Raw genomic sequence first — 23,518 nt, 5'->3', positions numbered from 1 at the left:
ATCCCATGATCGGCATCGATCGAAACACCGGGGCAGCCGTCGATGACTGGCTGCAATTCGTGCAGCGCGCCACCCGAGCGCTGACCACTCCTATTGGCACTCGCCAGAAGCGTCCTCTATACGGCTCGCTGATCCCGCACCTGCTCGGCCAGAACCTCGGCGACGACCTGCTGATCCTCGCCCAGAGCCACGCCGCGCAGGCCTTTTACAACACGCACAACGGCATCACCGACTTTCAACCCCAGATCATCGTCGCGACCCGCCAGGGTGCCGGCTTGCTGCTGCGCTTCGCCGGCACCTGGAAAAACCGCCAACAATCCTTCGAGGTCGTGACATGAGTATGTTGATCCCTGGCCAGAACCAACTGGCGGAACCGGCCATCATCGCCGTCGATGAGTTCGAACCCCTGCTGGCCGAATTCAAGGCGTTTGTCGTCGATTACGTCGCCGCCCGAGCGCCGCAAAGCGCGGCCAAACTCAAGGTCAGCCTCGACAACGAAAGCGAACTGTTGACCCTGGCCCTGGAAGCCTTTTGCGTGCGGCTGCAAACCCACGAACGCAAATACAACGCCCGGATCAAGCAGATGCTCGCGTGGTGGGCCACCGGCAGCAATCTGGATGCACGCCTGGCCGACATGGGCCTGGAACGCCAGGTACTTGACCCCGGCGACCCGGCGGCTTTCCCGCCGGTGCCGCCCACCTTGGAAACTGATGACGACGCTCGCCTGCGCTATTACCTGGCGCCCCACGCTCCGGCAGCGGGCTCGCGGATGCAGTATCGCCGCGAAGTCTTCACCCTCGGCGAACGTCCTGTGGTGAAGGTGCAAAGCGCGACGCCAGGTGTGGTGACCGTCACCTACACCTTCGACCCGGACGGCTATGCGGCCCAGGTCAAGGACGGCAATGGTCGCCGAACGGCGCCCGGTGAAGTCATGGTGACCGTACTGGCGAGGAAAGGGGATGGCGCACCGTCCGCCGATTTGCTTGACGGTGTTCGCCGACATTTCGCACGGCCGGATGTAAGGCCGGAGACCGATCTGGTCAGCGTGCAAGCCGCGCAGATCCTGCGCTACAAAATCCGCGTGGTCGCGAAGATCAATGCTGGCCCGGATTCGGGTTTGACCCAGGTCGCGGCGCAGAAGCTGCTGCAAGACTACGCAGAATCCTGTCATCGCCTGGAAGGGCGGGTGGATCCGAGCTGGATCGACTACGCCATCCACAGTGCCGGTGCGGCGCAACTGCAAGTCCTTGAGCCCTTGGAGCCGATTGTTGGCAACGCGTTCCAGGCCCCGTATTGCACGGGTGTCGAGGTGGAGGTGCGCACGCTATGAGTGAGCTCAAAGCGAGTTTGTTGCCGGCTAACAGTTCACCGCTGGAAAAGGCGTTGGACCTGGGGTTTGGCCAGTTGCTGGATCGGGTTGAACCGCCGTTTCCGGCGTTGATGAATCCATTGCAAACGCCTACCGAGTTTCTTCCCTACCTGGCCGCAGACCGAGGTGTCAGCGAATGGAACGCCGACTCCAGTGAAACGGAAAAGCGCCTGACCGTGGCGTTGTCCTGGCAGATCCAGCGCCAGGCCGGCACACCGAAGGCCTTGAGTCATGCCGTGGAATCATTGGGGTTCACGCCCAATATCAGCGCCTGGTACCAACAGCGGCCGCAGGGTACGCCTTACACCTTCGATGTGCAGGCGATCATCGGCCGCAACTGGTCCAGTGGCGATCACAACCGCCTGATCCGACGCATCAACGCGGCGCAAAGCGAGCGGGACCTAGCCACGATCACCCTCGTGCATGAAACCTCCCAAGGCTTGCGCGTGGCTGCCGCGGCTGATCCTGGACTGAGCATCGGCGACGACAGCCAGCCCGGCGCCTTGCCCGACGTGAAGCTACACGGTGCGTTCTCCGTCAACAGCGCAGCCCACACCCCGCTGAGCGATGGCGAGTTGCTGCTTGAAGGGGCGTTTCCGCAGTTCGGGCTTGCCGCCCGGCTTAACAGTGCCGGGGTGGCCCGGCACTACACCATTAACGACTACGACCTCAGGGCGCAGCCATGACAGATGACATTACGCGGCTGGTGCGCTTCACTTCCAAGGGTTTGGATGAAGTGCTGCAGGCAAAGAACCAGGGCCTGAAAGGCGAAATCACCCACATCGGCGCCGGCACCGGCCGCTACAACCCCGACGGCACTGAACTGGCCCTGCGCGATGAGCGCCAGCGCGTCGCCATTGTGGATTACGAAGACCTGGGCGAGCGCCAACTCAGGATGGCCGCGCTGTTTGATGGCGACGGTGAATATGAAATTGGCGAGTTCGGCTTTTACCTCGCCAGCGGGACCTTGCTGGCGGTGTATTCCGTGGCGGGGAAGTTGCTGACGTATAAAGCGGCGGCGGCGCGAGTGCTGCAAAAGTTCACGCTGGATATTTCGCCGTTGCCGGCGGATAGCGTGACGATTGTGGTGGGGAGTGACAACCTCAATATATTGTTGGGGGAGGATGTTGCGGTACTCGCAACAGCGAATATCGACAATATGGCTCGTCACACCGAATTGTTGTTTCGTTTGATGTCGCTGGAAGCGAGCCGTTAAGGCATTAACACTTAAGGAGTTTTAAACGTGAGTCTAGAAACGACTATTACGTCGCTGGTGACAGCGGCAAATAACTTGACCACTGCGGTCAATGGAAAGATTGGCAGTATCAATACGACCATGGCCGGGGCGTTGGCGCAGTTCAATGAGTGGCGAAATCTCAAGGATGTCGAGGGGAGTGCCAACGCAATTGGCTCCGTTCGACGGAATATTTTCCAAGGTCATGTTTACACTACCGGAGGTATCGACGGGCAGGGGACTCCTATCAGTGTCTTGTCTGTAGGCGATTTCGATTCAACCGATCTGGGAGGCCTTGAAAAGGTATACATACATTTCAAGTTGCCATTGAATATTAACGTCAGCGCGGAAATGTTCTGGTTCAATATTCAGGGTTATAGCTACGGAACCGCCAAGATTATTGATGAGACGGTGGTGGGTTATTGCTATAAGCCTAACAGGGCTCTTATGAATATTTCGACGTTTGGTAATATGACGCCTGCCGTTTATGCAGATACCAACGGAAACGTCGTGATGCGTATTCTGGTGCCAAATATCTACTATACAACTGTGCGTATCGACACGATGCGAGTGGGTAATGGTCGCCTCTTCAATGTGGGTGAACTGAAATCGAGGTTGTCGCGCGCTGAGAACGTGGTATTTAACTGAGGTGATTGATATGTCTGATACATCTGTTGAAACGCTTCAAACTTCGCCGCTTGCGTATCCAATGCCGGAAGTGGAGTGGGCAGCTATTCGCGCCCGTCGTGATCAATTTCTACGTGCTACTGATTTCACCCAGTTGCCGGACCACCCAGCCACCGACGCACAACGTGCTGAGGTAGCTGCGTATCGCAAGGCATTGCGCGATATCCCTGAGCAGGCAAGCGAACCTTCGAAGCTGGTGTGGCCCGAGCTGCCAACCTTCCTGAAGTAACCCCCCCACCGCGAAAGCGGTTTTTTTTCGCCTCCCCAAAGCCCCTCCCCGCAGGGGCTTTGGCATTTTCCACTCGGAGAATTCCACCCATGGCCAACCGCCAAACCTACACCGTCCTCATCCCATTCCCCATCGGCAAAGGCCATTGGTCCACCGCCGGCGAGGAGCTCGACCTGCTGGACGTCGAAGCATCCGCCCTGCGCACCGCTGGCCGCCTGGAACTGACCAGCGTCCTTAACTCCACCCCCAAGAAGGCTGACTAATCATGGCTGAGGTTTTGAACTTCGAGCACAACGGAATCACCGTCAATGCCACCGAATCCCCCGAGGCCATGGGTGGCCTGGGCGATAACGTGATCGGCCTGGTCGGCACCGCGCCGAAGGCCCATGCGTCGATCCCGAAAAACGCACCGTTCCGCATCAACAGCTTCACCACTCAGGCGCTGCTGGACCCTACCGGCACCGAGTCGGGCACCTTGTTTCAGGCGGTGTACCAGATCCTCAAAGTGGTGAAGGTGCCGGTCTACGTGGTGATCGTCGAAGAAGGCGCGACCCCGGCCGACACCATCAATAACGTGATCGGCGGCAACGACCCCGTCACCGGCCGCAAGCTGGGCCTGGCGGCCTTGAGCAGTGTCCCTGAAGACTTGACCATCATTGGCGCACCGGGCTTTACCGCCACCAAGGCTGTGGCGGGGGAGTTCGCCTCCTTCGGCAAGCGCATCAAGGCGCGTGTGGTGCTGGATGGCAAGGACGCGTCCGTCGCTGACCAAGTGACCTACAGCGGCGAGCTGGGCGGTGCCGACCTCGGTTTCGACCGATGCCTGCTGGTGCACAACATGCCGTCGGTGTACTCCAAGGCGGCCAAGAAAAACGTGTTCCTGTCGCCGTCGTCCCTGGCCATCGCCGCGTTGGCCAAGGTCAAACAGTGGGAAAGCCCAGGCAACCAGGTGACGTTCGCCGAGGACGTTTCCCGCGTCGTTGAGTACAACATCCTCGACACCTCTACCGAAGGCGACCTGCTTAACCGCTACGGCGTCAGCTACTACGCGCGCACCATCCTCGGCGGTTTCTCGCTGCTGGGTAACCGCTCCATCACCGGCAAGTTCATCAGCTACGTCGGCCTGGAAGATGCCATCAGCCGCAAGCTGGTCAAGGCCGGCCAGAAAGCCATGTCCAAGAACCTCACCAAGTCCTTCATGGACCAGGAGGTCAAGCGCATCAACGACTGGCTGCAAACCCTTGTGGCCGACGAAACCATTCCCGGCGGCAGCGTGTACCTGCACCCGGAACTGAACAGCGTCGAGAAGTACAAGAACGGCACCTGGTTCATCGTCATCGACTACGGCCGCTACGCGCCGAACGAACACATGGTTTATCAACTCAACGCCCGCGATGAAATCATCGAGCAGTTCCTGGAGGACGTTCTCTAATGTTTACCAACCGAGTCAGACAGGCCATTGCGGCCACCCTTCAAGGCCTGCCGTTGTCGGCAACCGTTGATTCCTTTACGCCGCCGAAGATCGAGTTCGAGATGGACCCGATGACCGGTGGGCGCTTCATCGCCGAGGAGGTCGCCAAAAGCGCCAAAGTGCTGAATGCAACCTTGGTACTGCAAGGTGTTGGCGCCCAAGTCCTGCTGGCGCTTGGCGTCACCCAGGGTGACGACATCCTGTTGAACGTGCGTGAAGCCGGTCAGGATCAGGACGGCAAGACCTATTTCACCTACCACACCGTGGGCGGCAAGCTGAAGTCCCTGGCCGAGACGGCGCTGACCATGAACGCCAAGCCGGTCACCACTCTGGAATTGTCCTGCCGGACCTACAACCGTCTGGAAAATGGCATTCCAGTGATCGACATCGACGTGCGCACCCAGAAGTTCGTGCTCAACGGCGTCGACATTCTTGGCGATGCCCGCCGCGCGGTGCTGATGCCTTAAGGGCCGGCGCAATCTGAAGCGAGCACGGGCAAGGTGGGAGCTGGCTTGCCTGCGATGCAGGCGACTCGGTATCCCTGGAGCATCGAGTGGATGCCATCGCAGGCAAGCCAGCTCCCACAGGGGTCGTACTCAGGTTTAGATTTTTCACACTTTTCAACACCGCTCAACAAGGAATTCCCCATGGCCTGGATGCCACCGTTGCACATCCTGCTGTCCCCGATCACCGCCGACACCGGTGCAATGATCGAGCAAGTTCAACTCAAGCCGTTGTTCTACGCCGCGCAGAAAGACGCGCTGGCCCGGGCCGGTGATGACGAGGACGACCAGTTCTTCGAACTGGCGAAACTCGCCACCGGCCTGTCGGAAAAAGAGCTCGACCAACTCAAGCGCCCGGACTACGTGAGCATTGCGCAGTACGTACACGAAATGTCGACCCGGCCTGCATCGTTTTTTCTCGCGCAAACCGATAGCCCGCGCGAGTCGTTGACGTGCGAACAGGTTGCCCTGCTGCTGCCGCTGGACGCGAGCGGTCGCACTCTCACCAGCGTCACCCTGGAAATGCCCGCCTTGCGCGCTACCAAGGTGATGAAAAAACTGGCCACTAACAAAGACCGGGCCGAGTTCATCACCGCTCACTGCACCGGCCTGATGATTCCCGATCTTGCCGGCCTGACCGTCCCCGACTGGACCGAGCTGCAGGAGCGCATTGACGATTTTTTAAACAAACCGGCGGACTTCTTTCGGAACGCGACATCGAAGTGATCCTCGATGTAGTGCCGCTGGTTTACTCGGTAAGCGAAGCGGAAATCCTCGACTGGGAAGCCGGAAAAGCAATGCGCCGCTACGACATCGCAATCAGTCGTCTTGGTGTTAAACAGGAGTAGAGCGCAATGGCAGACGGTAATCATGGAGCGGGGTCAGCCATTGCCAAGGAAGGCGTGATGACTCAGGGCTCACTTGCAATGGCAGGGGCACAAGCCAGCCTCAAGCCTATGGCGCAAACTCTGGCGAGCCCGCTGGAGGCACCGGGGAGTACGGCGAATTTGGCACTGGCATTGGCCGATGCCAGCTTGCAGATCAAGCATCTGGCGGACGGGCAGGTACGGTTGGTCGATACGTTGGAGCTGTTCAACGTCTCGTTGCTCAAGGTGATGGACGTCCGGCAAGCTCAAACTGCCGTGAACGCAGAGGGTACGAAGACCGTCGCGGCTACAGACAAGCGCACACCCTCGCAGGCGCTGGACGCCGCGATGACCGATATTGATCAACTGTTGATGTTTGCCCGGCATGAGCGCAAGGCATTGCGTGAAGCTAACCTTGCCATGGCGTCCGAGCCGGTGGTGGCTGCCAGTGGTGCCAGTGCCGTCGACCTCGCGAAGGTCGAGTATGCCGCCGCCCGTTCCGGTATCGGCAGTGATCGTAAGGACGCTTCGGGCAATATCGACCCCGTTGGGCGCCGGGCAGACCTGCAGCAGTTCGCTCGCGACGCTGCGATCATGGCGACGGCGTTCAAGATCGACGTCAAAAATGCCGGCGAACTCATGGGCGGCTGGCGCGAGTCAATGCACCTTGATCGCGCACAAGCCTTGGACCTTGCCGACGCAACAAACGTGCTGGGCACCCAGGTATCGCTCAAGGCCGAATCGGCGGATATCGGCGCTATTGTGCAAATCCAGGGCGCTGCCGCGAAGGCTGCGGGCATGAGCCCCGAACAGGCTGCAGCGCTTTCGGCGGCATTGTTGAGCGCAGGTAACAGCAAGGCTGTTGCTGGTGCCGGGCTGGAAAAAATCAGCGCCGTCCTGGCTAAAGGCGACAACGCCTCTGCAGGGCAACGCAGTGCCTGGGCAGAGCTCAAGCTTGATCCAAAAGTACTCGCGGCGGGCATGAAACAGGACGCCCCACAAGCCGTGCTTACGGTGCTGGAGGCGCTCAAGTCGCAACCCGCTGAAAGGCAAGCGGTGCTGGCGACGCAGTTGTTCGACGGCAACCAGACGATTCTGAGCCTGGTACCGGTGATCGACAGCGTGAAACAGGCCTTTTCGCTGGTGGCCGAGAAATCCACCTACGCTACTTCCACGTTGGGCGATCAGGGTTCGGTCCTGCGCTCGGCCACGGTTCGTGCGGACTCTACTTACGCACGTCGGCAAGCCTACGAGGCCAGTACCACACGCTTGAGCACCGCCTCTGATACAGCGTTGGCCCCCGTTGTGGATGCCTCGCTGACCGCAATGAATGGCCTGGTCAGTGGCGTGGCTTGGCTCGCGGAAGGCCTGCCCAAGGCTGCCGCTGCCGTCACCCTGGCGGGGGCGGTGCTGATCCCGGTGGTTTCCGGTGTTTTCGGTGCCGTGAAGGACAAGATTTTCGAAAAGGTCGCAGGGAAAGTGCTCGGAGAGGGGCCGGCAGCAGGGAATAAAACCACACCGCCGGACAGCCAGCGCAAAGCCCCGAGCAATGACGAGCACAACGGTAATCGCCCGTCTGCTTCCGGCCTTGGCATCTCTGGCAAAGCGGCGAAGGTGAGCAAGCTGGCCAAAGGGGTGCCCCTGGGTTTGGTGGTGGCCCAGGCCGGTGTAGAAATGACGCAAGGCGCGATGACCGGAAACCTGGGTCAAGCGGTTGGCACTAGCGTGGGCTCTATCGGCGGCGGTGTTGCCGGCGGTGTCGTTGGTGATGTGGCCGGGATGGCGATTGGCCGAGCGGTCGGCACGCTGGCGGGAGCTGTTATCGGTTCGGTCGTTCCGGGTGCCGGCACAGTGTTGGGCGGGGTGATGGGCGGCGTCGCCGGGGGCGCAATCGGTAAGGTAGTCGGTGGTGCCGTGGGCACTTTCGTGGGCAGTGACGTCGGTGCGTGGCTGGCTGAAAAAGTGATGGGGACGGGTGATCGCCTGCCATCCCCCACGGAGGTCAGCAAAAACCTCAACGCCCCTCAAGCCGACAACCGCCAAATCAACTTCGCCCCGCAAATCACCATCACCGCGCCTGAGCAAGCCAGCCATCAACAACTGGCGGCGCTCGTGGTGCAACAGATCGAAGCGCAATTTACCCCGCTGTCGATGGACAACCTGCTGGCGACCCGACGCGGCGCAGCACTCACCGATGGAGCTGTGTGATGCGACAACAGATGGTCTTGGGTACTTTTATTTTCGGGCTGTCCCGTGGGTTCGCCTACGACACGCTTGATCGTGGGAGCAGCGGGGGCTGGGTCAGTCTCGACATCATTGCCGGCAAACCTAAATCCAGCCAGGTCGGCCAGGGGCTCGAAACGCTGGCATTCGGCGGCAAGGCTGCGCGCGCCAAGGGCATGGCGCGCCTGGATGAGTTGCGCGCCCTGCAGGCCCTGCGGACGCCGTTGCCGTTGGTGGACGGATTAGGGCGTAACTGGGGGTTATGGACCATCAAGTCGATCAGTGAAAAACAAGCCAGCGTGATCGACGACGGTACGGCCATGGTGATCAATTGGTCGTTGGTACTGGAGGAGTTCGTCAATGCGTAGGGTTCGAAGTATTGCCGGCGACTCGGTGAACCTGTTGCTCTACCGCCAACTGGGGCGCAGTGATGATGCCGCAGAAGAGGCGTTGTGGCGCTTGAATCCGGAGTTGGCCGAACAGGGCGCAGTACTGCCTGCGGGCGTCAGTGTGCTGGTGCCCGAATTGGATGCGCAACCGGTCGCAAGTCGACCGGTTTCCGCCTGGGATTAAGGAGCCATTATGGCACTCGGATTTACACCTGTAGTGGAGCTTTACGGAACTAATGCCGCGCTATTTAACGAGCGGCTATTGGAGTGGGAACACACCGACGCAGCGGGGTTTGTGTCTGATCAACTGAAGCTGACCCTTGATATCGAGGGTCTTGAAGGGCTGCCCGATCTGGGCGGCAAAATTGGCCTGCGTATCGGCTACCTGGAATCGGGCCTGGTGGATAAGGGGGTGTTCAAGATTACCCAGCGCACGCCCTCGATGTTCCCATTGCGACTGGTGCTGGTGGCCACGGCGGCACCGTTCGACGAGCACGAATTCAAACAGCGCCGCACCGCCAGCCATGGGCCGATAACCCTGGGTGCGCTGTTTCGCCAACTGACCACCCCATACGGTTTTTCACCGCGTGTGGCGCCTGAACTCGACGGTGAGCCGATCGCGCACATCGATCAGACCAATGAAAGCGACATGGCTTTTCTGACGCGCCTGGCAAAGCGCTTCGATGCGGTGGCCAAACCTGTCGATGAGCTGTATGTACTGGGGCGTAAAGGCCAGATCAAGACGCTGTCGGGCAAGGCATTGCCGGATGTACGGTTGTCGATTACCCATGACAATCGTCCAGGCGAGCGCGCGTTCATCAGCGCCAGTTTCACCGACACCAGCCGTGCCAAATACAACGGCGCGCAAACGTCATGGTGGGACGCGGCAGCCGGAAAACAGCGTGTCGTCAAGGTGGGCATCGCACCCTTCAAAGTGGTGACACAGCGATACCAGAGCGAGGACGAAGCACGCTCGGCGGCGCAGGGAGAGATGCGGCGGGTGGGGCGCGAAGGGTTGCAGATCGATGTGGTCTGCCCTGGTAATCCTTCGTTGGCTGCTGAAGGCCTGTTGCTGTTGGATGAGTCGTGGCCGGGGTTCATGCAAGGGCGCTGGTCGATTAAAACGGTGAAATCCAGGGGCGAGCGAAAAGGTGGCTATCGGAGTACGGTCCAGGCCAGCGGTTTGTCGGTGTAGATCCTTTCTTAGAGTAAAACCCATGGTAATCACACATGCTCAGCTTCTGGGTGTAATGCCTGGAGCCTGCCTTCGCGCGGGCATTTTTTTAACCTTTCTAAATGCTGCCTTTGCGGGGTACCAGATCAATACTGCCCGTCGCGTCGCCGCTTTCCTCGCCCAAATCGGTCACGAGTCTGCCCAGTTACAGTACGTGCGCGAATTGGGCAGCGATCAATACCTGAGCAAGTACGACACCGGCAGCTTGGCCGCGCGGCTGGGCAACACCCCTGAGGCGGACGGTGATGGGCAAATGTATCGGGGCAGGGGGCTGATCCAGATCACCGGGCGCCGTAATTACCTGGCGTGCAGCCAAGCTCTGTTTGGTGACGATCGTCTGCTGCGACAACCGAAATTGCTGGAGCAGCCTCAATGGGCCTGCGAATCCGCCGCCTGGTTCTGGCAAAGCAGCGGCCTCAACGAGCTCGCCGACAAAGGCCAGTTCACCACCATCACCCGGCGCATCAACGGCGGCCTCAACGGCCTGGACGACCGTTTGCAGTTGTGGGCGCGGGCGAAGGCGGTGCTATGCGTTTCCTAGGTGTGTTTCGCTTGGTCGGTGTGTGCCTGCTCATGGCGCTTGTGTGGCAGGTGCAAGCGTGGCGATACGGGGCGCAGTTGGAGCTGCAATCGGTGGTCCATGCACAGGCGCTCAGCCAGCAAAGCCAGGCAATTCTTCAGCAACAACAGGCCGAACAGGCCAAACGCCTGGCTCTTGAACAACAGCTCAACACCGGCGACCAGCACCACACCCAGGAATTGAACGATGCCCAACGCAACCAAGCTGCTCTGCGCGACCGCCTGGCCACTGCTGATGTGCGGCTGTCAGTCCTTCTCGACACCGTCGCCAGTGGCTGCACAGTGCCTGCCGCCCCCACCGCCAGCGGCGTGGTTCATGCAACCTCGCGAGCCCGACTTGACCCGGCGCATGCTCAGCGAATTATCCGCATCACCGACGACGGCGATAACGCCCTGATCGCCTTGCGTGCTTGCCAGGCCTACGTGCAGGCCGTCGCGCATTAGTCTCTTGATGCACTCTGTGTCTTGCATGGTCGATGGGCTCCTGTAGGGTAGGCAAACCCCCGCCCATTCCTGGAGACGACCGTGAAGGAAATCACTCAACTGGCTGCCGAACTGGGGCGCCGCTTGCAGGTGCTCAGTGCCCACGTCACCACTGCCGAGTCCTGTACCGGCGGCGGTATTGCCGAAGCCATCACGAGGATTCCGGGCAGTTCGGCCTGGTTCGAGGCGGGTTATGTCACCTATTCCAACCGGCAGAAGACCCGACAGTTGAATGTGCCGGAAAAACTGTTCGCCAAAGTCGGGGCCGTCAGCCAGGAAGTGGTGGAAGCGATGGCCCGCGGCGCCCAGGAAAAAAGCCTGGCCCGATTCGCCGTGGCAGTCAGCGGCGTGGCCGGGCCCGACGGCGGTTCGCCAGATAAACCGGTGGGTACAGTGTGGTTGGCCTTCGGCGTGGGCGACGAGGTCACGGCCGAGCTTGAGCACTTCCCCGGCAACCGCGATGAGGTCCGCCGACAAACGGTAAAGGCTGCGCTAGAGGGCTTGTTGCGACGAGCTGCAGCAGAAATAGAAAATCAGGGGTAGGCGATCTACGATCTTTGTGGAACAATACTGTCTACTTATACAGGTGTTGGCCGCCCCGGCCTTATTGATTACGTGAGGACTTTAATGGACGACAACAAGAAGAAAGCCTTGGCTGCGGCCCTGGGTCAGATCGAACGTCAATTCGGCAAGGGTGCCGTAATGCGTATGGGCGATCACGACCGTCAGGCGATCCCGGCTATTTCCACTGGCTCTCTGGGTCTGGACATCGCACTCGGCATTGGCGGCCTGCCAAAAGGCCGTATCGTTGAAATCTATGGTCCTGAATCTTCCGGTAAAACCACTCTGACGCTGTCGGTGATTGCCCAGGCGCAAAAAATGGGCGCCACCTGCGCGTTCGTCGATGCCGAGCACGCCCTGGACCCTGAATACGCCGGCAAGCTGGGCGTCAACGTTGACGACCTGCTGGTTTCCCAGCCGGACACCGGTGAGCAAGCCCTGGAAATCACCGACATGCTGGTGCGCTCCAACGCCATCGACGTGATCGTGGTCGACTCCGTGGCAGCCCTGGTACCCAAGGCTGAAATCGAAGGCGAAATGGGTGACATGCACGTGGGTCTGCAAGCCCGTCTGATGTCTCAGGCACTGCGTAAAATCACCGGTAACATCAAGAACGCCAACTGCCTGGTGATCTTCATCAACCAGATCCGTATGAAGATCGGCGTGATGTTCGGTAGCCCGGAAACCACCACCGGTGGTAACGCGCTGAAGTTCTACGCTTCGGTCCGTCTGGATATCCGCCGTACTGGCGCGGTGAAGGAAGGTGACGAGGTTGTTGGTAGCGAAACCCGCGTCAAGGTTGTGAAGAACAAAGTGGCGCCGCCATTCCGTCAGGCTGAGTTCCAGATTCTCTACGGTAAAGGTATTTACCTGAACGGCGAGATGATCGACCTGGGCGTGCTGCACGGGTTCGTCGAGAAGTCCGGTGCCTGGTATGCCTACAACGGCAGCAAGATCGGTCAGGGTAAGGCCAACTCGGCCAAGTTCCTGGCGGATAACCCGGATATCGCTGCCACGCTTGAGAAGCAGATCCGTGACAAGCTGCTGACTGCCGCCCCTGACGTGAAAGCTGCTGCCAACCGCGAGCCGGTTGCAGAAGTGGAAGAAGCCGATACTGACGTCTGAAGCAAAAGATGACTGTTGTACTGGATACACTCGTCGCCGTTAGGCGCACTGCGATGGACCTGCTCGCTCGCCGCGAGCATGGGCGAGTCGAGCTGACACGTAAGTTGCGTCAGCGTGGTGCAGAGCCTGAGATGATCGAAACAGCCCTCGACCGGTTGACGGAAGAAGGGCTGTTGTCGGAAGCCCGTTACCTTGAAAGTTTTGTGTCCTACCGCGCACGTTCCGGTTATGGCCCTGCGCGGATTCGCGAAGAGTTGAGCCAGCGTGGACTGCAACGTGCCGATATTGACCTCGCGCTACGTGAGTGCGGTATCAGTTGGCAGTCGCAGTTGGAGGAAACCTGGCGTCGCAAGTTTGCGGGCCACCTTCCGATTGATGCCAGGGAACGTGCGAAGCAAGGTCGCTTCTTGAGTTATCGCGGGTTTTCGATGGACATGATCAGCCGCTTGTTAAGTGGTCGGGATATGGACGACTGAACGCCAAAAAACAAAAGGCCCACTATGAAAATAGTGGGCCTTTTTTTTCGCCTGTAAAAAGTCACGCTGTCTCTGGCGTCATCCGTTGCTGCGCCTTGCCCTGAGCTTGCACCCAGTTCTCCGGCAAATTGATGTAATCCACCAATTCCCGCAAGCGCCCCTGGTCGCGACCATTAAAGTTAAACACCAGCCGCGTCAGATGGCTGAACCGTGCCTCATCATGCTCCTCACCGGTATAAGCGAGTTGCCGAAACTCACCGTTCAACCGCAGGCTGGCGAACTCACTCTGCAAATGGGCCAGCGCCCGATCGCTGAGCGGATGATTCATGCGCACCACAAACTCACGCTTCAACCAGCGAGTGGAGTGGAAGTTTGCATAAAACTGATTGATTTCTTCCACGGCCTCTTCAGCGCTATACACCAGTCGCACCAGCTTGAGGTCAGTTGGCAAGATATAGCGATTGGCTTCCAGCTGGCTGCGGATAAAGTCCAGCGCGCCTTGCCAGAACCCGCCACCCGGCGCATCCAGTAACACCACCGGTACCAGCGGGCTCTTGCCGGTCTGGATCAGCGTCAGCACTTCCAGCGCTTCATCCAGCGTGCCGAACCCGCCAGGGCATAACACCAGTCCATTGGCTTCCTTGACGAAGAACAGCTTGCGGGTAAAGAAGAAGTGAAAGGACAGCAGGTTGTCGGTGCCATCAATCGTCGGGTTGGCATGCTGTTCAAATGGCAGGGTGATATTAAACCCCAGGCTGTGCTCCAGGCCTGCGCCTTCGTGCGCCGCGGCCATGATGCCGCCACCACCACCGGTAATCACCATCAGGTCCGAGCGCGCCAGTGCTGCGCCCACTTCTCGGGCCAGCGCGTACAGCGGGCTTTCCACCGGCGTGCGGGCCGAGCCGAATACGGTGACTTTGCGCCGGTCCTTGAACTGTTCGAGCACACGGAAGGCGTTGTCCAGTTCACGGATGGCTTGCAGGGTGATCTTGGCATTCCAGCGGTTGCGGTCGTCCTGTGCCATGCGCAGCACGGTGAGGATCATGTCGCGGTACAGAGGGATATTCGGGCTATCGGGGGCGATCAGTTGGAGTTGGGCTTCGACCTGCTGCGTGAGGTCGGCCCCGTTTTTTTCAAAATGCTGGAGCAGGCTGTCATTCGGTTCGTAAGGCATTCAACTTCTCCTTCTTGCAGGGCCGGGTAGCCGACGAGAAGTTCGCCGGAGGCTACGACACTACATGTGTCGCTGCTTGCCGCAGGGGGCAACCTTCTTTTGCCCTGAAAATGTTACAGAACAGCATGAAAAGTGCTGTAAGTGAGCGGTTGGGATGGCTTGATCATGGGCCGAAAAACCGTTGGCTGGCAACCGCTTATTGGTTGCTCAATACGGAGTCTAGCTGTTTGAGGGGCGTTGGAGCGGGGGGGGGGCGCGCCACTGAGAGCAGCGCGCGAACGTCAGACAGAATCACTTTTTCTTTTTTGCCGGTGCCGGGCAATCCGCTTCCACGAACTTCACCGATGCCACAGGACGGTTAGTCTTGTTCTCGGTGATTTCGTAGCGCATCACGGCGCCTTTGGCCATCAGCTCGCGGTAGCCTTTGTTCAGGCAAACGCTTTGCCCCAGTTGGAAATACACAGCCTTGGGGTTGGCGCGCATTTGCTCGGCGCGGTCGGACATCACACTCAAGTGATCGATCAACTGCATGCCTTCAACGGTGTAGGCCACTTCCAGGGTTTTTTCGTCGATTTCCCGGGGCAGATCTTTGTTGCTCTCAGCCGCGACGCTTTGCAGTTTCCTGTTCATCTGGGCCTCCAGCAGCGAGGCCGCATGTGCGCCCACAGGCAACACCAGCGCAAGGGCGATGGATGGGGCGACAAAGCGCAGCATGGAACGCAGCATGAAACTCTCCTGATTCGGTTACTGGTGCATAGACCAGCCACTGCGCTGTGCGTTCAGTGGCGCGCGATTATAGGTGAGCCCTTGCCACTACAGCCAGGCGTATCGCTGGTAAACTGCGCCCACTTCAGCCTTTCACGAGTTCTATCCGTGTCGATTTACCCGTTCCAGCGGTGCATCCGATGAGTCACGCCGTTTCACGTCTGCGCACCCAGCGCCTGGCGCGTGCCATCAAGCCCTTCGTCAACCGCGGCTCCCGCGCCGAACGCTGCCCCGGCTGCCGGGTTATTCCAGAGTACTGCCTGTGCGCCTGGCGACCCAAGGTCGAGGCCCGGTCTGCGATGTGCTTGCTGATGCATGATGTTGAACCGATGAAACCCAGCAACACCGGCTGGCTGATCGCCGACGTCATCGCCGATACCACCGCGTTCCCCTGGGCGCGCACCGAAGTCGAGCCGGATTTGCTCACCTTGCTCGCAGACCCGCAATGGCAGCCTTATATCGTATTCCCTGGCGAATTCGTGGCGCCTGAACGGGTGGTCAGCGAAGTCATCGTGAAGGAGGGCAAGCGCCCGTTATTCATCCTGCTCGACGGCACCTGGAGTGAAGCGCGCAAGATGTTCCGCAAAAGCCCGTATCTGGAGCACTTGCCAGTCCTGAGCCTGGCACCTGAGCAACTCTCGCGCTACAAACTGCGCCGCTCCAAGCGTGATGATCATTTCTGCACCGCCGAAGTCGCGGCGCTGTGCCTGGAGTTGGCCGGGGATGAAGTTGCCAGCGAAGTGCTGGACGCCTACCTCGATGTGTTCAGCACCCATTATCTGGCCGCCAAGTTCCAGATGCCTTTGGACGCCTGCGATGTCGTCCATACGCGACTTGCGCCCTATATACCGGCGGTATAGCCAGACGACGTTTGCATGATGGCACTGTAAACCCGCAACCCGCTAAAATGCCCACGGGCGTAGTGCTTGACCCCCCAGGCTACGCTGGGCATGCTGGGCGCCGATTGGGGCGCAACCGTGAGTTTTCGACGTCGTTTTACGTGCATTTGACGTTGAATGTGCCCTATGGCGATGGCTGCCTGGCCATTGCCGTGTGTACTGGCGAACCTTGAACCCATCAAGGCTGCCATAAAAAACAGGATCATTTAATCAATGGCCACATACGAAATCCTGATAGCCGATGACCACCCGTTGTTTCGCAGTGCGCTGCACCAGGCTGTAACGCTGGGCCTCGGCCCGGATGTGCGTCTGGTTGAAGTGGCCAGCATTGCCGAGCTGGAAACCCGCCTCACCGAAAAATCCGACTGGGACCTGGTGCTGCTCGACCTGAACATGCCTGGCGCCTACGGTTTCTCGGGGTTGGTGCTGCTGCGTGGGCAATACCCGCAGATTCCCGTGGTGATGGTTTCGGCCCAGGAAGACGCTGACGTGGTGGTGCGCTCCAAGGAGTTTGGTGCCAGCGGTTTCATCCCCAAGTCCAGCGCCATGGAAGACATCCAGAACGCCGTACGCAAGGTGCTGGACGGTGATGTCTCATGGCCGCCGCAAGCGTTTGAAGAAATCAACGTCTCCGACGAAGCCAAGGCCGCCCGCGATGGCTTGGCCAGTCTGACGCCGCAGCAGTTCCGGGTGTTGACCATGGTCTGTGAAGGCCTGCTGAACAAGCAGATCGCCTATGAGCTGAACGTGTCCGAAGCGACCATCAAGGCCCACGTTACGGCGATTTTCCGTAAGCTGGGCGTGCGTACGCGCACCCAGGCGGCGCTGCTCTTGCAACAACTTGAGTCAATTTCGCAGCATTAAGCTGTTGCCGATTCACGCTTTTTTGACTTTGCGTGATCTAGTTTTCCCACTTCTTTGGTTCAGTTGCCTACGTCTATGTCGCCTTTCAAGGGTCAAACCGGTATCAAACGTATCTTCAATGCTGGGGGTTATTCCCTGGATGGCCTGCGTGCGGCGTTCACCGGCGAGGCTGCTTTCCGTCAGTTGGTGTTGCTCAACGTCATCTTGGTCCCGCTGAGCTTTTTCCTGAACGTCAGCCGGGTCGAACGGGCGTTACTGATTGCAGTGTGCCTGCTGGCCTTGATCGTCGAATTGCTCAATTCGGCCGTGGAAGCGGCCATTGACCGCATTTCCCTGGACCGTCACCCCCTGTCGAAAAATGCCAAGGACATGGGCAGCGCCGCGCAATTTGTGGCACTGACCATGATTACCCTGGTGTGGGCCGTGATCCTGATCTGACGATCAGGCGATGTTCGGCAGCACGATCTCGTCGCTGCGCTGAACCCCGGCGGTGAAGGCGCGGCACAGCTCCAGAAACTCGCGCATCGCCGAGGTCTGGTACTTCTGTTTATGCCAGATGAAGTAAAACTGACGCGCCAGGTCCAGGTCCGGGGTTTCCACCGGCACCAGGCTGCCTCGGCGGAACGCGTCGCGCAGCGCCAGGCGCGAGATGCAGCCAATCCCCAATCCCGATTCCACGGCGCGCTTGATTGCCTCGGTATGCTCAAGCTCCAGGCGGATGTTCAGCGTGCTGCGGTGGTGACGCATGGCCTGGTCGAAGGTCAGGCGCGTGCCTGAGCCTTGCTCGCGCAGGATCCACGCCTCATGGGTCAGCTCTTCCATGGTGGCCACGCCGCGCTTGGCCAGGTGATGCTGAGGCGCGCAGAACACCACCAGCTCATCCTCGACCCAGGTTTGCACCTCGATATCGGGGTGGCTGCAGTCGCCTTCGATTAGACCCAGGTCAATTTCGTAGTGCGCAACCTGGTGCACGATATTGGCAGTGTTCTGCACATGCAGTTTTACCTGGCTCTCGGGATGCTGCTGCATGAAGCTGCCGATCAGCAGGGTGGCCAGGTAATTGCCGATGGTCAGGGTGGCGCCGACGGCCAGGGAGCCGAAGCCCGACTTGCCGTTGAGCAGGTCCTCGATCTCCTTGGCCTGGTCCAGCAACGCTACCGCCTGAGGCAGCAGTTGATGGCCGAGGGCGTTCAGGCTCAGGCGTTTACCGGCGCGGTCGAATAATTGGCAGCTGGATTGACGCTCCAGCTCGGTGATCGAAGTGCTGGCGGCGGATTGAGATAAGGCCAGAAGGCCAGCAGCGCGCGAGACGCTTTCCTGCTGGGCGACGGCGACGAAGACTTGCAGTTGACGGAGAGTAAATCGCATATCGATATAACCGATAACCCTTATCTTAATAATCCAGTTAACAGATATTGTCGCCGCCATTAGAATGCTGTGCAATTGCGCACTTCATCTTTGGCGCAGACCCATTTCCAGGAGTCCCCCGTACATGAGCAACATGAACCACGAGCGTGTCCTCAGTGTTCATCACTGGAACGACACTCTGTTCAGCTTCAAGTGCACCCGTGACCCGGGCCTGCGCTTCGAGAACGGTCAGTTCGTGATGATCGGCCTGCAACAGCCCAACGGCCGCCCGCTCATGCGCGCTTACTCCATCGCCAGCCCAAACTGGGAAGAGCATCTGGAGTTCTTCAGCATCAAGGTGCCGGATGGTCCGCTGACTTCCCAATTGCAGCACTTGAAGGAAGGCGACGAGATCATCATCAGCAAAAAACCGACAGGCACCCTGGTGCTTGACGATTTGAAACCGGGCAAACACCTGTACCTGCTCAGCACCGGTACTGGCCTTGCTCCGTTCATGAGCGTGATCCAGGACCCGGAAACCTACGAGCGTTTCGAAAAAGTGATCCTGTGCCACGGCGTGCGTTACGTCAACGAAGTCGCCTACCGCGAGTTCATCACCGAGCACCTGCCGCAGAACGAATTCTTCGGCGAGGCCCTGCGTGACAAGTTGATCTACTACCCGACCGTGACCCGCGAGCCGTTCGAAAACGAAGGTCGCCTGACCGATCTGATGCGCAGCGGCAAGCTGTTCACGGACATCGGCCTGCCACCGATCAACCCCGAGGACGACCGCGCCATGCTGTGCGGCAGCCCAAGCATGTTGGACGAGACCAGCGAAGTGTTGAACAGCTTCGGCTTGAAGGTTTCGCCACGGATGCGTGAGCCGGGTGACTACCTGATCGAACGTGCGTTCGTCGAAAAGTAATACAGAGTCAGTAACACCAGCGATCCAAAAAATGTGGGAGCTGGCTTGCCTGCGATGCAGACACCTCAGTGGTTCAGTTGAACCGAGGTGATGCTATCGCAGGCAAGCCAGCTCCCACATTTGGTTTTCGTCCTATTTAGCCGGAACCACTTCCAGCACACAGATCATTCCCGGCTCCGGGTAGTGCCAGCGCACATCTACATCCCAGAACCGCACACCGTATTCACGCTCAGGGCCGGGCGTTTGGTAGGCCGGTCGCGGATCTTGCGCCAGGCACTGATCAATCAACTCTACCAACGGTTCACCAAGGCGCTGGGCATGGCCTTGCGCCTGGTGCAGTGCAGCCTTGAGCCATTGCACGCCGATCAGTTCGGGCGCATCGCTGGCGATGTGGTTGGTGGCCGCACCAACGCTATCGGCATACGGCACATACGGCTTGATATCCAACACCGGCGTGCCATCGAGCAAATCGATCCCGGAAATCCACAGCCGCCCCGGCTCCACCTTGTCCAGCTTCACTACCGACTGGCCGATGCCATTAGGTCGATGAGTCGCGCGGGTCGCAAATACGCCCATGGACGTATTGCCCCCCAGACGCGGCGGCCGCACTTTCAGGCGCGGCTTGTCTTCCAGGGCCTGGTGGAACAGGAATAACAGCCACACATGGCTGACCTGCTCCAAACCCTGCACCGCCTCACCCTGGTCGAACGGCGCCACCAACTCCAACACGCCCCGGGCGGCGGGCGCCAGTTGCGGTTGGCGAGGGATGGCGAACTTCTCCTTGAAGCAGGAGCGGACGAAGCCGACGGGCGAGACCTGGTAACTCATGGCTTATGCACGAACCCGCAGGGTCAGACCCTTGAGGAAGTTGCGCAGCAACTGGTCGCCACAGGTGCGGTAGTTGGTGTGGCCGAACTTGCGGAACAGCGCGCTCAGCTCCGGCTTGGAGACCGGGAACTCGGCAGCCTTGAGGATGGCGTGCATGTCGTCTTCTTTCAGCTCGAAGGCCACGCGCAGCTTTTTGAGGATGATGTTGTTGGTCACCGGGGTTTCGATCGGCTGCGGCGGACGGCTTTCGTCCTTGCCGCGCTTGAAGATCACCAGGCCGTCGAGGAAGTAAGCCATGACCTCGTCCGGGCAGAAGACGAAGCCTTCTTCCTCATCTTTCTTGAGGTAGGTCAGCAGGTCGTCCTTGGTGACGTCCATGCCGCCGAGCTTGATGATCTCGACCATCTTGTTGTCGCTGATGTCGAGCATGTAGCGCACGCTGCGCAGTACGTCGTTGTGAATCATGGTGGGCAATCCTGGTATTCAACTGAGGACACCGCCCATCAGGCGGTGTCGAGAAAAGGGGAGCGGCTTAGAACTTCTCTTTGCCGGACAGGTAACGCCATTGACCGACCGGCACCTTGCCGATCGATACACCGCCGATACGGATGCGACGGATCGCCACGACTTTCAGGCCAACGGCTTCGCAGAACAGCGCGATCACGCCTGGCTGCGGGTTTTTCATCGCGAAACGCAGGCGGTTTTCGTTCTGCCAGCTGGCTTTGACCGCCGGCAGTTCCTTGCCCTTGTAGGTCAGGCCGTGGTTCAGGCGGTTGAGGCCGTGGGCAACCATGTCGCCCTCGACTTCCACCACGTACTCCTGCTCGATCTTGGCGGCATCGGCGGTCAACTTGCGCAGAATCTTCCAATCCTGGGTAAACACCAACAGGCCGCTGGCCTTGGCTTGCAGGTCGGCGCTGGCGGTCAGGCGCAGGAAGTGACCTTTGAGCGGGCGCTTGCTGAAGCGGTGTTCTTCGGACAGGGTTTCGGCGCTGATCGAGGCCATGGCGGTCTCGGCATCCACGCCGGCGGGAGCGTGCAGCAGGATGGTCACCGGTTCCGGCACCGTCGCCTTGGCGTCGGGGTCAAGTTCGACTTTCTGCGTCGTGACCTTGAACTGCGGCTCGTCGATCACTTCACCGTCCACCGAGACCCAGCCGCCTTCGATAAACAGCTCAGCCTCCCGACGGGAGCAACCGACCAGTTCGATAAGGCGTTTGGAGAGGCGTATGGGGTCAGTCATGACAAGGGCCGTAACAAAAGGGGGCGGGTATTGTACCTGTGCGGGCGCGGTTAATCCCGGACCCATTTCATTTAGCCTTGGCGCTCCTGCTGATGCGCCTGGCGCAGACGCATATGCAGCAACGGATAAGGCTGGCCCAGGCCATCATGCTCCGTGCGTCCGATCACCTCGAACCCGAGCTTCAAATAAAACCCCAATGCCTGGGGATTCTGTTCGTTGACATCCAGCGCTTCGGCATTCAGGTGCTCGATCGCGTACCACAGCAGTTGTCGGCCAAGGCCCCGGCCACGGTGTTGCGGGTCGATAAACAGCATCTCCACCTTGCCCGCCGCGACCCCGGCAAACCCGGTGATGCGCTGGCGCGAGTCCTTGGTGCAGATCAGCATCACTGCGTCCAGGTAGCGGGTCAGCACCAGGTTTTTGAGCAGCACGATGTAACTGTCGGGTAAAAAGTCATGGGTGGCTCGCACAGAGGCTTCCCAGATCTGCGCCAACTGCGCGTAGTCGCTGGTATTGGGTGTATGGATAACCGAATGCTGACGCATGCCCGCTGCCCCTTGCTGAGATCCGTGCCGATGGGCAAAACGATAGACGTAAAAAAGCCCCGCATCTTGTCCAGAGGCAGGGCTTTTTCATGTTTTTACGCCATCAGTCGCGCTTTTCGGCCCACAGGTCGTACTCGTCGGCGTCGGTCACGGTGCACCAGACCTTGTCGCCCGGCTTCAAACCGCTGGCATCGTCGATAAAAACGTTACCGTCGATTTCCGGCGCGTCGAAGAAGCAGCGGCCTACCGCGCCTTGCTCGTCGACTTCGTCGATCAGCACTTCGATTTCCTTTCCGATGCGCAGTTGCAGGCGCGCCGAGCTGATCGCCTGCTGGTGCGCCATGAAACGCTCCCAGCGGTCTTGCTTGACGTCGTCCGGCACCACGGCCAGGTCCAGCAGGTTGGCCGGAGCACCTTCCACCGGCGAGTACTGGAAGCAGCCGACACGGTCCAGTTGGGCTTCGGTCAGCCAGTCCAGCAGGTACTGGAAGTCTTCTTCGGTTTCGCCAGGGAAGCCGACGATGAAGGTCGAACGGATGATCAGCTCCGGGCAGATCTCGCGCCAGTTCTTGATGCGCGCCAGGGTCTTGTCTTCGAAAGCCGGGCGTTTCATCGCCTTGAGCACTTTCGGGCTGGCGTGCTGGAACGGGATGTCCAGGTACGGCAGGATCTTGCCGGCGGCCATCAGCGGGATCAGTTCGTCCACGTGCGGGTACGGATAAACGTAGTGCAGGCGCACCCACACGCCGAGGCTGCTCAAGGCTTCGCAGAGTTCGGTCATGCGGGTTTTCACCGGCGCGCCGTTCCAGAAACCGGTTCGGTATTTCACGTCGACGCCATAGGCGCTGGTGTCCTGGGAGATCACCAACAGCTCTTTCACGCCGGATTTGACCAGGCGCTGGGCTTCGTCGAGCACATCACCGACCGGGCGGCTGACCAACTTGCCGCGCATCGACGGGATGATGCAGAAGCTGCAGCTGTGGTTGCAGCCTTCGGAAATCTTCAGGTACGCATAGTGGCGCGGGGTCAGCTTGATGCCTTGCGGCGGCACCAGGTCGATCAGCGGGTTGTGATCCTGACGCGGCGGCACCACTTGGTGCACGGCATTGACCACCTGCTCGTACTGCTGCGGACCGGTCACGGCCAGCACGCTTGGGTGCACGTTGCGGATATTGCCTTCTTCCACGCCCATGCAACCGGTCACGATGACCTTGCCGTTTTCCTTGATGGCTTCGCCGATCACTTCCAGGGACTCCGCCTTGGCCGAGTCGATAAAGCCACAGGTGTTGACCACCACCACGTCGGCGTCCTGGTACGTGGACACAACGTCATAGCCTTCCATACGCAGTTGCGTGAGGATGCGCTCGGAGTCGACCAGAGCCTTTGGGCACCCCAGCGATATAAACCCTACACGTGGATTATTACTCATATACTCACAGCCTGCAGGGTATACCCTGGTCAAAATTCGTGGCGCGCGATTCTAAACGCTGGTCAAAAAA

At 59.6% G+C, this 23,518-nt stretch carries 31 protein-coding genes; 23 read left to right on the top strand and 8 right to left on the bottom strand.

Annotated elements, in window-relative coordinates; translation table 11 throughout:
- The first annotated feature begins 5 nt into the window (after nt 1-5).
- The 19 genes from AOA60_RS05185 to recX all read left to right on the top strand — a co-directional run bounded on the left by AOA60_RS05185 (nt 6) and on the right by recX (nt 13,429).
- Nucleotides 6-338: a phage baseplate protein gene (locus tag AOA60_RS05185; RefSeq protein ID WP_099583473.1), complete on the top strand. Its 333-nt coding sequence runs from the start codon at nt 6-8 to the stop codon at nt 336-338.
- Complete coding sequence (locus AOA60_RS05180; RefSeq protein ID WP_099583472.1) at nt 335-1,330, top strand: baseplate J/gp47 family protein; 996 nt, start codon at nt 335-337, stop codon at nt 1,328-1,330. The genes AOA60_RS05185 and AOA60_RS05180 overlap by 4 nt, the downstream gene beginning before the upstream one ends.
- Nucleotides 1,327-2,055, top strand: coding sequence for a phage tail protein I (locus tag AOA60_RS05175; protein ID WP_099583471.1), 729 nt, complete (start codon nt 1,327-1,329; stop codon nt 2,053-2,055). Before AOA60_RS05180 ends, AOA60_RS05175 begins: the two co-directional genes overlap by 4 nt.
- Nucleotides 2,052-2,585 carry a hypothetical protein gene (locus AOA60_RS05170; RefSeq protein ID WP_099583470.1) on the top strand — a complete coding sequence of 178 codons (534 nt, stop codon included), beginning with the start codon at nt 2,052-2,054 and terminating at the stop codon, nt 2,583-2,585. Before AOA60_RS05175 ends, AOA60_RS05170 begins: the two co-directional genes overlap by 4 nt.
- Before the next feature lie 27 nt (nt 2,586-2,612).
- Complete coding sequence (locus tag AOA60_RS05165; RefSeq protein ID WP_099583469.1) at nt 2,613-3,251, top strand: hypothetical protein; 639 nt, start codon at nt 2,613-2,615, stop codon at nt 3,249-3,251.
- Nucleotides 3,252-3,261: 10 nt separating this feature from the next.
- Complete coding sequence (locus AOA60_RS05160; RefSeq protein ID WP_244643647.1) at nt 3,262-3,519, top strand: tail fiber assembly protein; 258 nt, start codon at nt 3,262-3,264, stop codon at nt 3,517-3,519.
- Nucleotides 3,520-3,608: 89 nt separating this feature from the next.
- On the top strand, nt 3,609-3,782 hold the full coding sequence (locus AOA60_RS33010; RefSeq protein WP_178075323.1) for a hypothetical protein: 174 nt from the start codon (nt 3,609-3,611) through the stop codon (nt 3,780-3,782).
- A gap of 2 nt (nt 3,783-3,784) precedes the next feature.
- Entirely contained in the window at nt 3,785-4,951 is a 1,167-nt protein-coding gene (locus AOA60_RS05155; protein WP_099583467.1) for a phage tail protein, read from the top strand.
- The gene (locus AOA60_RS05150; protein ID WP_044272192.1) at nt 4,951-5,457 is read left to right on the top strand and encodes a phage major tail tube protein; all 507 of its coding nucleotides are present in this window, start codon (nt 4,951-4,953) and stop codon (nt 5,455-5,457) included. The genes AOA60_RS05155 and AOA60_RS05150 overlap by 1 nt, the downstream gene beginning before the upstream one ends.
- A gap of 180 nt (nt 5,458-5,637) precedes the next feature.
- Nucleotides 5,638-6,219, top strand: a complete 582-nt coding sequence (locus AOA60_RS05140; protein WP_099583544.1) for a phage tail assembly protein — start codon at nt 5,638-5,640, stop codon at nt 6,217-6,219.
- A 128-nt stretch (nt 6,220-6,347) separates the two neighbouring features.
- Nucleotides 6,348-8,567 (top strand): phage tail tape measure protein, encoded by a 2,220-nt coding sequence (locus AOA60_RS05135; RefSeq protein WP_178075322.1) that lies wholly within the window; start codon nt 6,348-6,350, stop codon nt 8,565-8,567.
- The gene (locus AOA60_RS05130; protein WP_099583465.1) at nt 8,567-8,950 is read left to right on the top strand and encodes a phage tail protein; all 384 of its coding nucleotides are present in this window, start codon (nt 8,567-8,569) and stop codon (nt 8,948-8,950) included. The genes AOA60_RS05135 and AOA60_RS05130 overlap by 1 nt, the downstream gene beginning before the upstream one ends.
- Nucleotides 8,943-9,155, top strand: a complete 213-nt coding sequence (locus AOA60_RS05125; RefSeq protein WP_044272200.1) for a tail protein X — start codon at nt 8,943-8,945, stop codon at nt 9,153-9,155. The genes AOA60_RS05130 and AOA60_RS05125 overlap by 8 nt, the downstream gene beginning before the upstream one ends.
- A gap of 9 nt (nt 9,156-9,164) precedes the next feature.
- Nucleotides 9,165-10,166: a contractile injection system protein, VgrG/Pvc8 family gene (locus AOA60_RS05120; RefSeq protein ID WP_099583464.1), complete on the top strand. Its 1,002-nt coding sequence runs from the start codon at nt 9,165-9,167 to the stop codon at nt 10,164-10,166.
- 22 nt (nt 10,167-10,188) lie between these two features.
- The gene (locus tag AOA60_RS05115) at nt 10,189-10,746 is read left to right on the top strand and encodes a glycoside hydrolase family 19 protein (protein WP_099583463.1); all 558 of its coding nucleotides are present in this window, start codon (nt 10,189-10,191) and stop codon (nt 10,744-10,746) included.
- Nucleotides 10,734-11,228, top strand: a complete 495-nt coding sequence (locus AOA60_RS05110) for a lysis system i-spanin subunit Rz (RefSeq protein WP_099583462.1) — start codon at nt 10,734-10,736, stop codon at nt 11,226-11,228. The genes AOA60_RS05115 and AOA60_RS05110 overlap by 13 nt, the downstream gene beginning before the upstream one ends.
- A gap of 81 nt (nt 11,229-11,309) precedes the next feature.
- Nucleotides 11,310-11,810, top strand: coding sequence for a CinA family protein (locus tag AOA60_RS05105; RefSeq protein WP_099583461.1), 501 nt, complete (start codon nt 11,310-11,312; stop codon nt 11,808-11,810).
- Between the two features lie 84 nt (nt 11,811-11,894).
- On the top strand, nt 11,895-12,953 hold the full coding sequence (gene recA, locus AOA60_RS05100) for a recombinase RecA (RefSeq protein WP_032891767.1): 1,059 nt from the start codon (nt 11,895-11,897) through the stop codon (nt 12,951-12,953).
- Between the two features lie 8 nt (nt 12,954-12,961).
- Nucleotides 12,962-13,429 carry a recombination regulator RecX gene (recX, locus tag AOA60_RS05095; protein WP_003189043.1) on the top strand — a complete coding sequence of 156 codons (468 nt, stop codon included), beginning with the start codon at nt 12,962-12,964 and terminating at the stop codon, nt 13,427-13,429.
- Nucleotides 13,430-13,490: 61 nt separating this feature from the next.
- On the opposite strand, the gene AOA60_RS05090 is transcribed toward recX, so the two are convergent.
- Complete coding sequence (locus AOA60_RS05090) at nt 13,491-14,603, bottom strand: TIGR00730 family Rossman fold protein (RefSeq protein WP_099583460.1); 1,113 nt, start codon at nt 14,601-14,603, stop codon at nt 13,491-13,493.
- A gap of 291 nt (nt 14,604-14,894) precedes the next feature.
- The gene (locus tag AOA60_RS05085; RefSeq protein WP_099583459.1) at nt 14,895-15,329 is read right to left on the bottom strand and encodes a PA3611 family quorum-sensing-regulated virulence factor; all 435 of its coding nucleotides are present in this window, start codon (nt 15,327-15,329) and stop codon (nt 14,895-14,897) included.
- A 179-nt stretch (nt 15,330-15,508) separates the two neighbouring features.
- Between AOA60_RS05085 and AOA60_RS05080 the strand changes: the two genes are divergently transcribed.
- From AOA60_RS05080 to AOA60_RS05065, 3 genes are all read left to right on the top strand, one after another.
- A complete protein-coding gene (locus AOA60_RS05080) occupies nt 15,509-16,228 on the top strand; it encodes a tRNA-uridine aminocarboxypropyltransferase (protein WP_099583458.1) in 720 nt (239 codons plus the stop codon).
- A gap of 252 nt (nt 16,229-16,480) precedes the next feature.
- Nucleotides 16,481-17,131: a response regulator transcription factor ErdR gene (gene erdR / locus AOA60_RS05070; protein WP_099583456.1), complete on the top strand. Its 651-nt coding sequence runs from the start codon at nt 16,481-16,483 to the stop codon at nt 17,129-17,131.
- 75 nt (nt 17,132-17,206) lie between these two features.
- Nucleotides 17,207-17,569 carry a diacylglycerol kinase gene (locus tag AOA60_RS05065; RefSeq protein ID WP_032891758.1) on the top strand — a complete coding sequence of 121 codons (363 nt, stop codon included), beginning with the start codon at nt 17,207-17,209 and terminating at the stop codon, nt 17,567-17,569.
- Between the two features lie 3 nt (nt 17,570-17,572).
- Here the strand turns inward: AOA60_RS05065 and AOA60_RS05060 are convergent, their stop codons facing one another.
- A complete protein-coding gene (locus AOA60_RS05060; protein ID WP_162633371.1) occupies nt 17,573-18,499 on the bottom strand; it encodes a LysR family transcriptional regulator in 927 nt (308 codons plus the stop codon).
- Between the two features lie 124 nt (nt 18,500-18,623).
- Between AOA60_RS05060 and fpr the strand changes: the two genes are divergently transcribed.
- Entirely contained in the window at nt 18,624-19,403 is a 780-nt protein-coding gene (gene fpr / locus AOA60_RS05055) for a ferredoxin-NADP reductase (RefSeq protein WP_003231344.1), read from the top strand.
- A gap of 132 nt (nt 19,404-19,535) precedes the next feature.
- Here the strand turns inward: fpr and tsaA are convergent, their stop codons facing one another.
- The 5 genes from tsaA to rimO all read right to left on the bottom strand — a co-directional run bounded on the left by tsaA (nt 19,536) and on the right by rimO (nt 23,448).
- Nucleotides 19,536-20,231 carry a tRNA (N6-threonylcarbamoyladenosine(37)-N6)-methyltransferase TrmO gene (tsaA, locus tag AOA60_RS05050; RefSeq protein WP_099583454.1) on the bottom strand — a complete coding sequence of 232 codons (696 nt, stop codon included), beginning with the start codon at nt 20,229-20,231 and terminating at the stop codon, nt 19,536-19,538.
- A 3-nt stretch (nt 20,232-20,234) separates the two neighbouring features.
- The gene (locus tag AOA60_RS05045) at nt 20,235-20,696 is read right to left on the bottom strand and encodes a DUF1456 family protein (protein ID WP_099583453.1); all 462 of its coding nucleotides are present in this window, start codon (nt 20,694-20,696) and stop codon (nt 20,235-20,237) included.
- A 67-nt stretch (nt 20,697-20,763) separates the two neighbouring features.
- A complete protein-coding gene (locus tag AOA60_RS05040; protein WP_099583452.1) occupies nt 20,764-21,474 on the bottom strand; it encodes an rRNA pseudouridine synthase in 711 nt (236 codons plus the stop codon).
- Nucleotides 21,475-21,545: 71 nt separating this feature from the next.
- A complete protein-coding gene (locus AOA60_RS05035; protein WP_099583451.1) occupies nt 21,546-22,019 on the bottom strand; it encodes a GNAT family N-acetyltransferase in 474 nt (157 codons plus the stop codon).
- 103 nt (nt 22,020-22,122) lie between these two features.
- Complete coding sequence (gene rimO, locus AOA60_RS05030) at nt 22,123-23,448, bottom strand: 30S ribosomal protein S12 methylthiotransferase RimO (RefSeq protein WP_099583450.1); 1,326 nt, start codon at nt 23,446-23,448, stop codon at nt 22,123-22,125.
- Between the last annotated feature and the right edge of the window lie 70 nt (nt 23,449-23,518).

Origin of the sequence: Pseudomonas sp. 2822-17, from assembly GCF_002742485.1 — a bacterium.
In the GTDB taxonomy this organism is placed as follows: Bacteria; Pseudomonadota; Gammaproteobacteria; order Pseudomonadales; family Pseudomonadaceae; genus Aquipseudomonas; species Aquipseudomonas cyclaminis.
The sequence above is the reverse complement of the archived record's forward strand: the minus strand, read 5'-3'. Positions and strand labels throughout refer to the sequence as shown.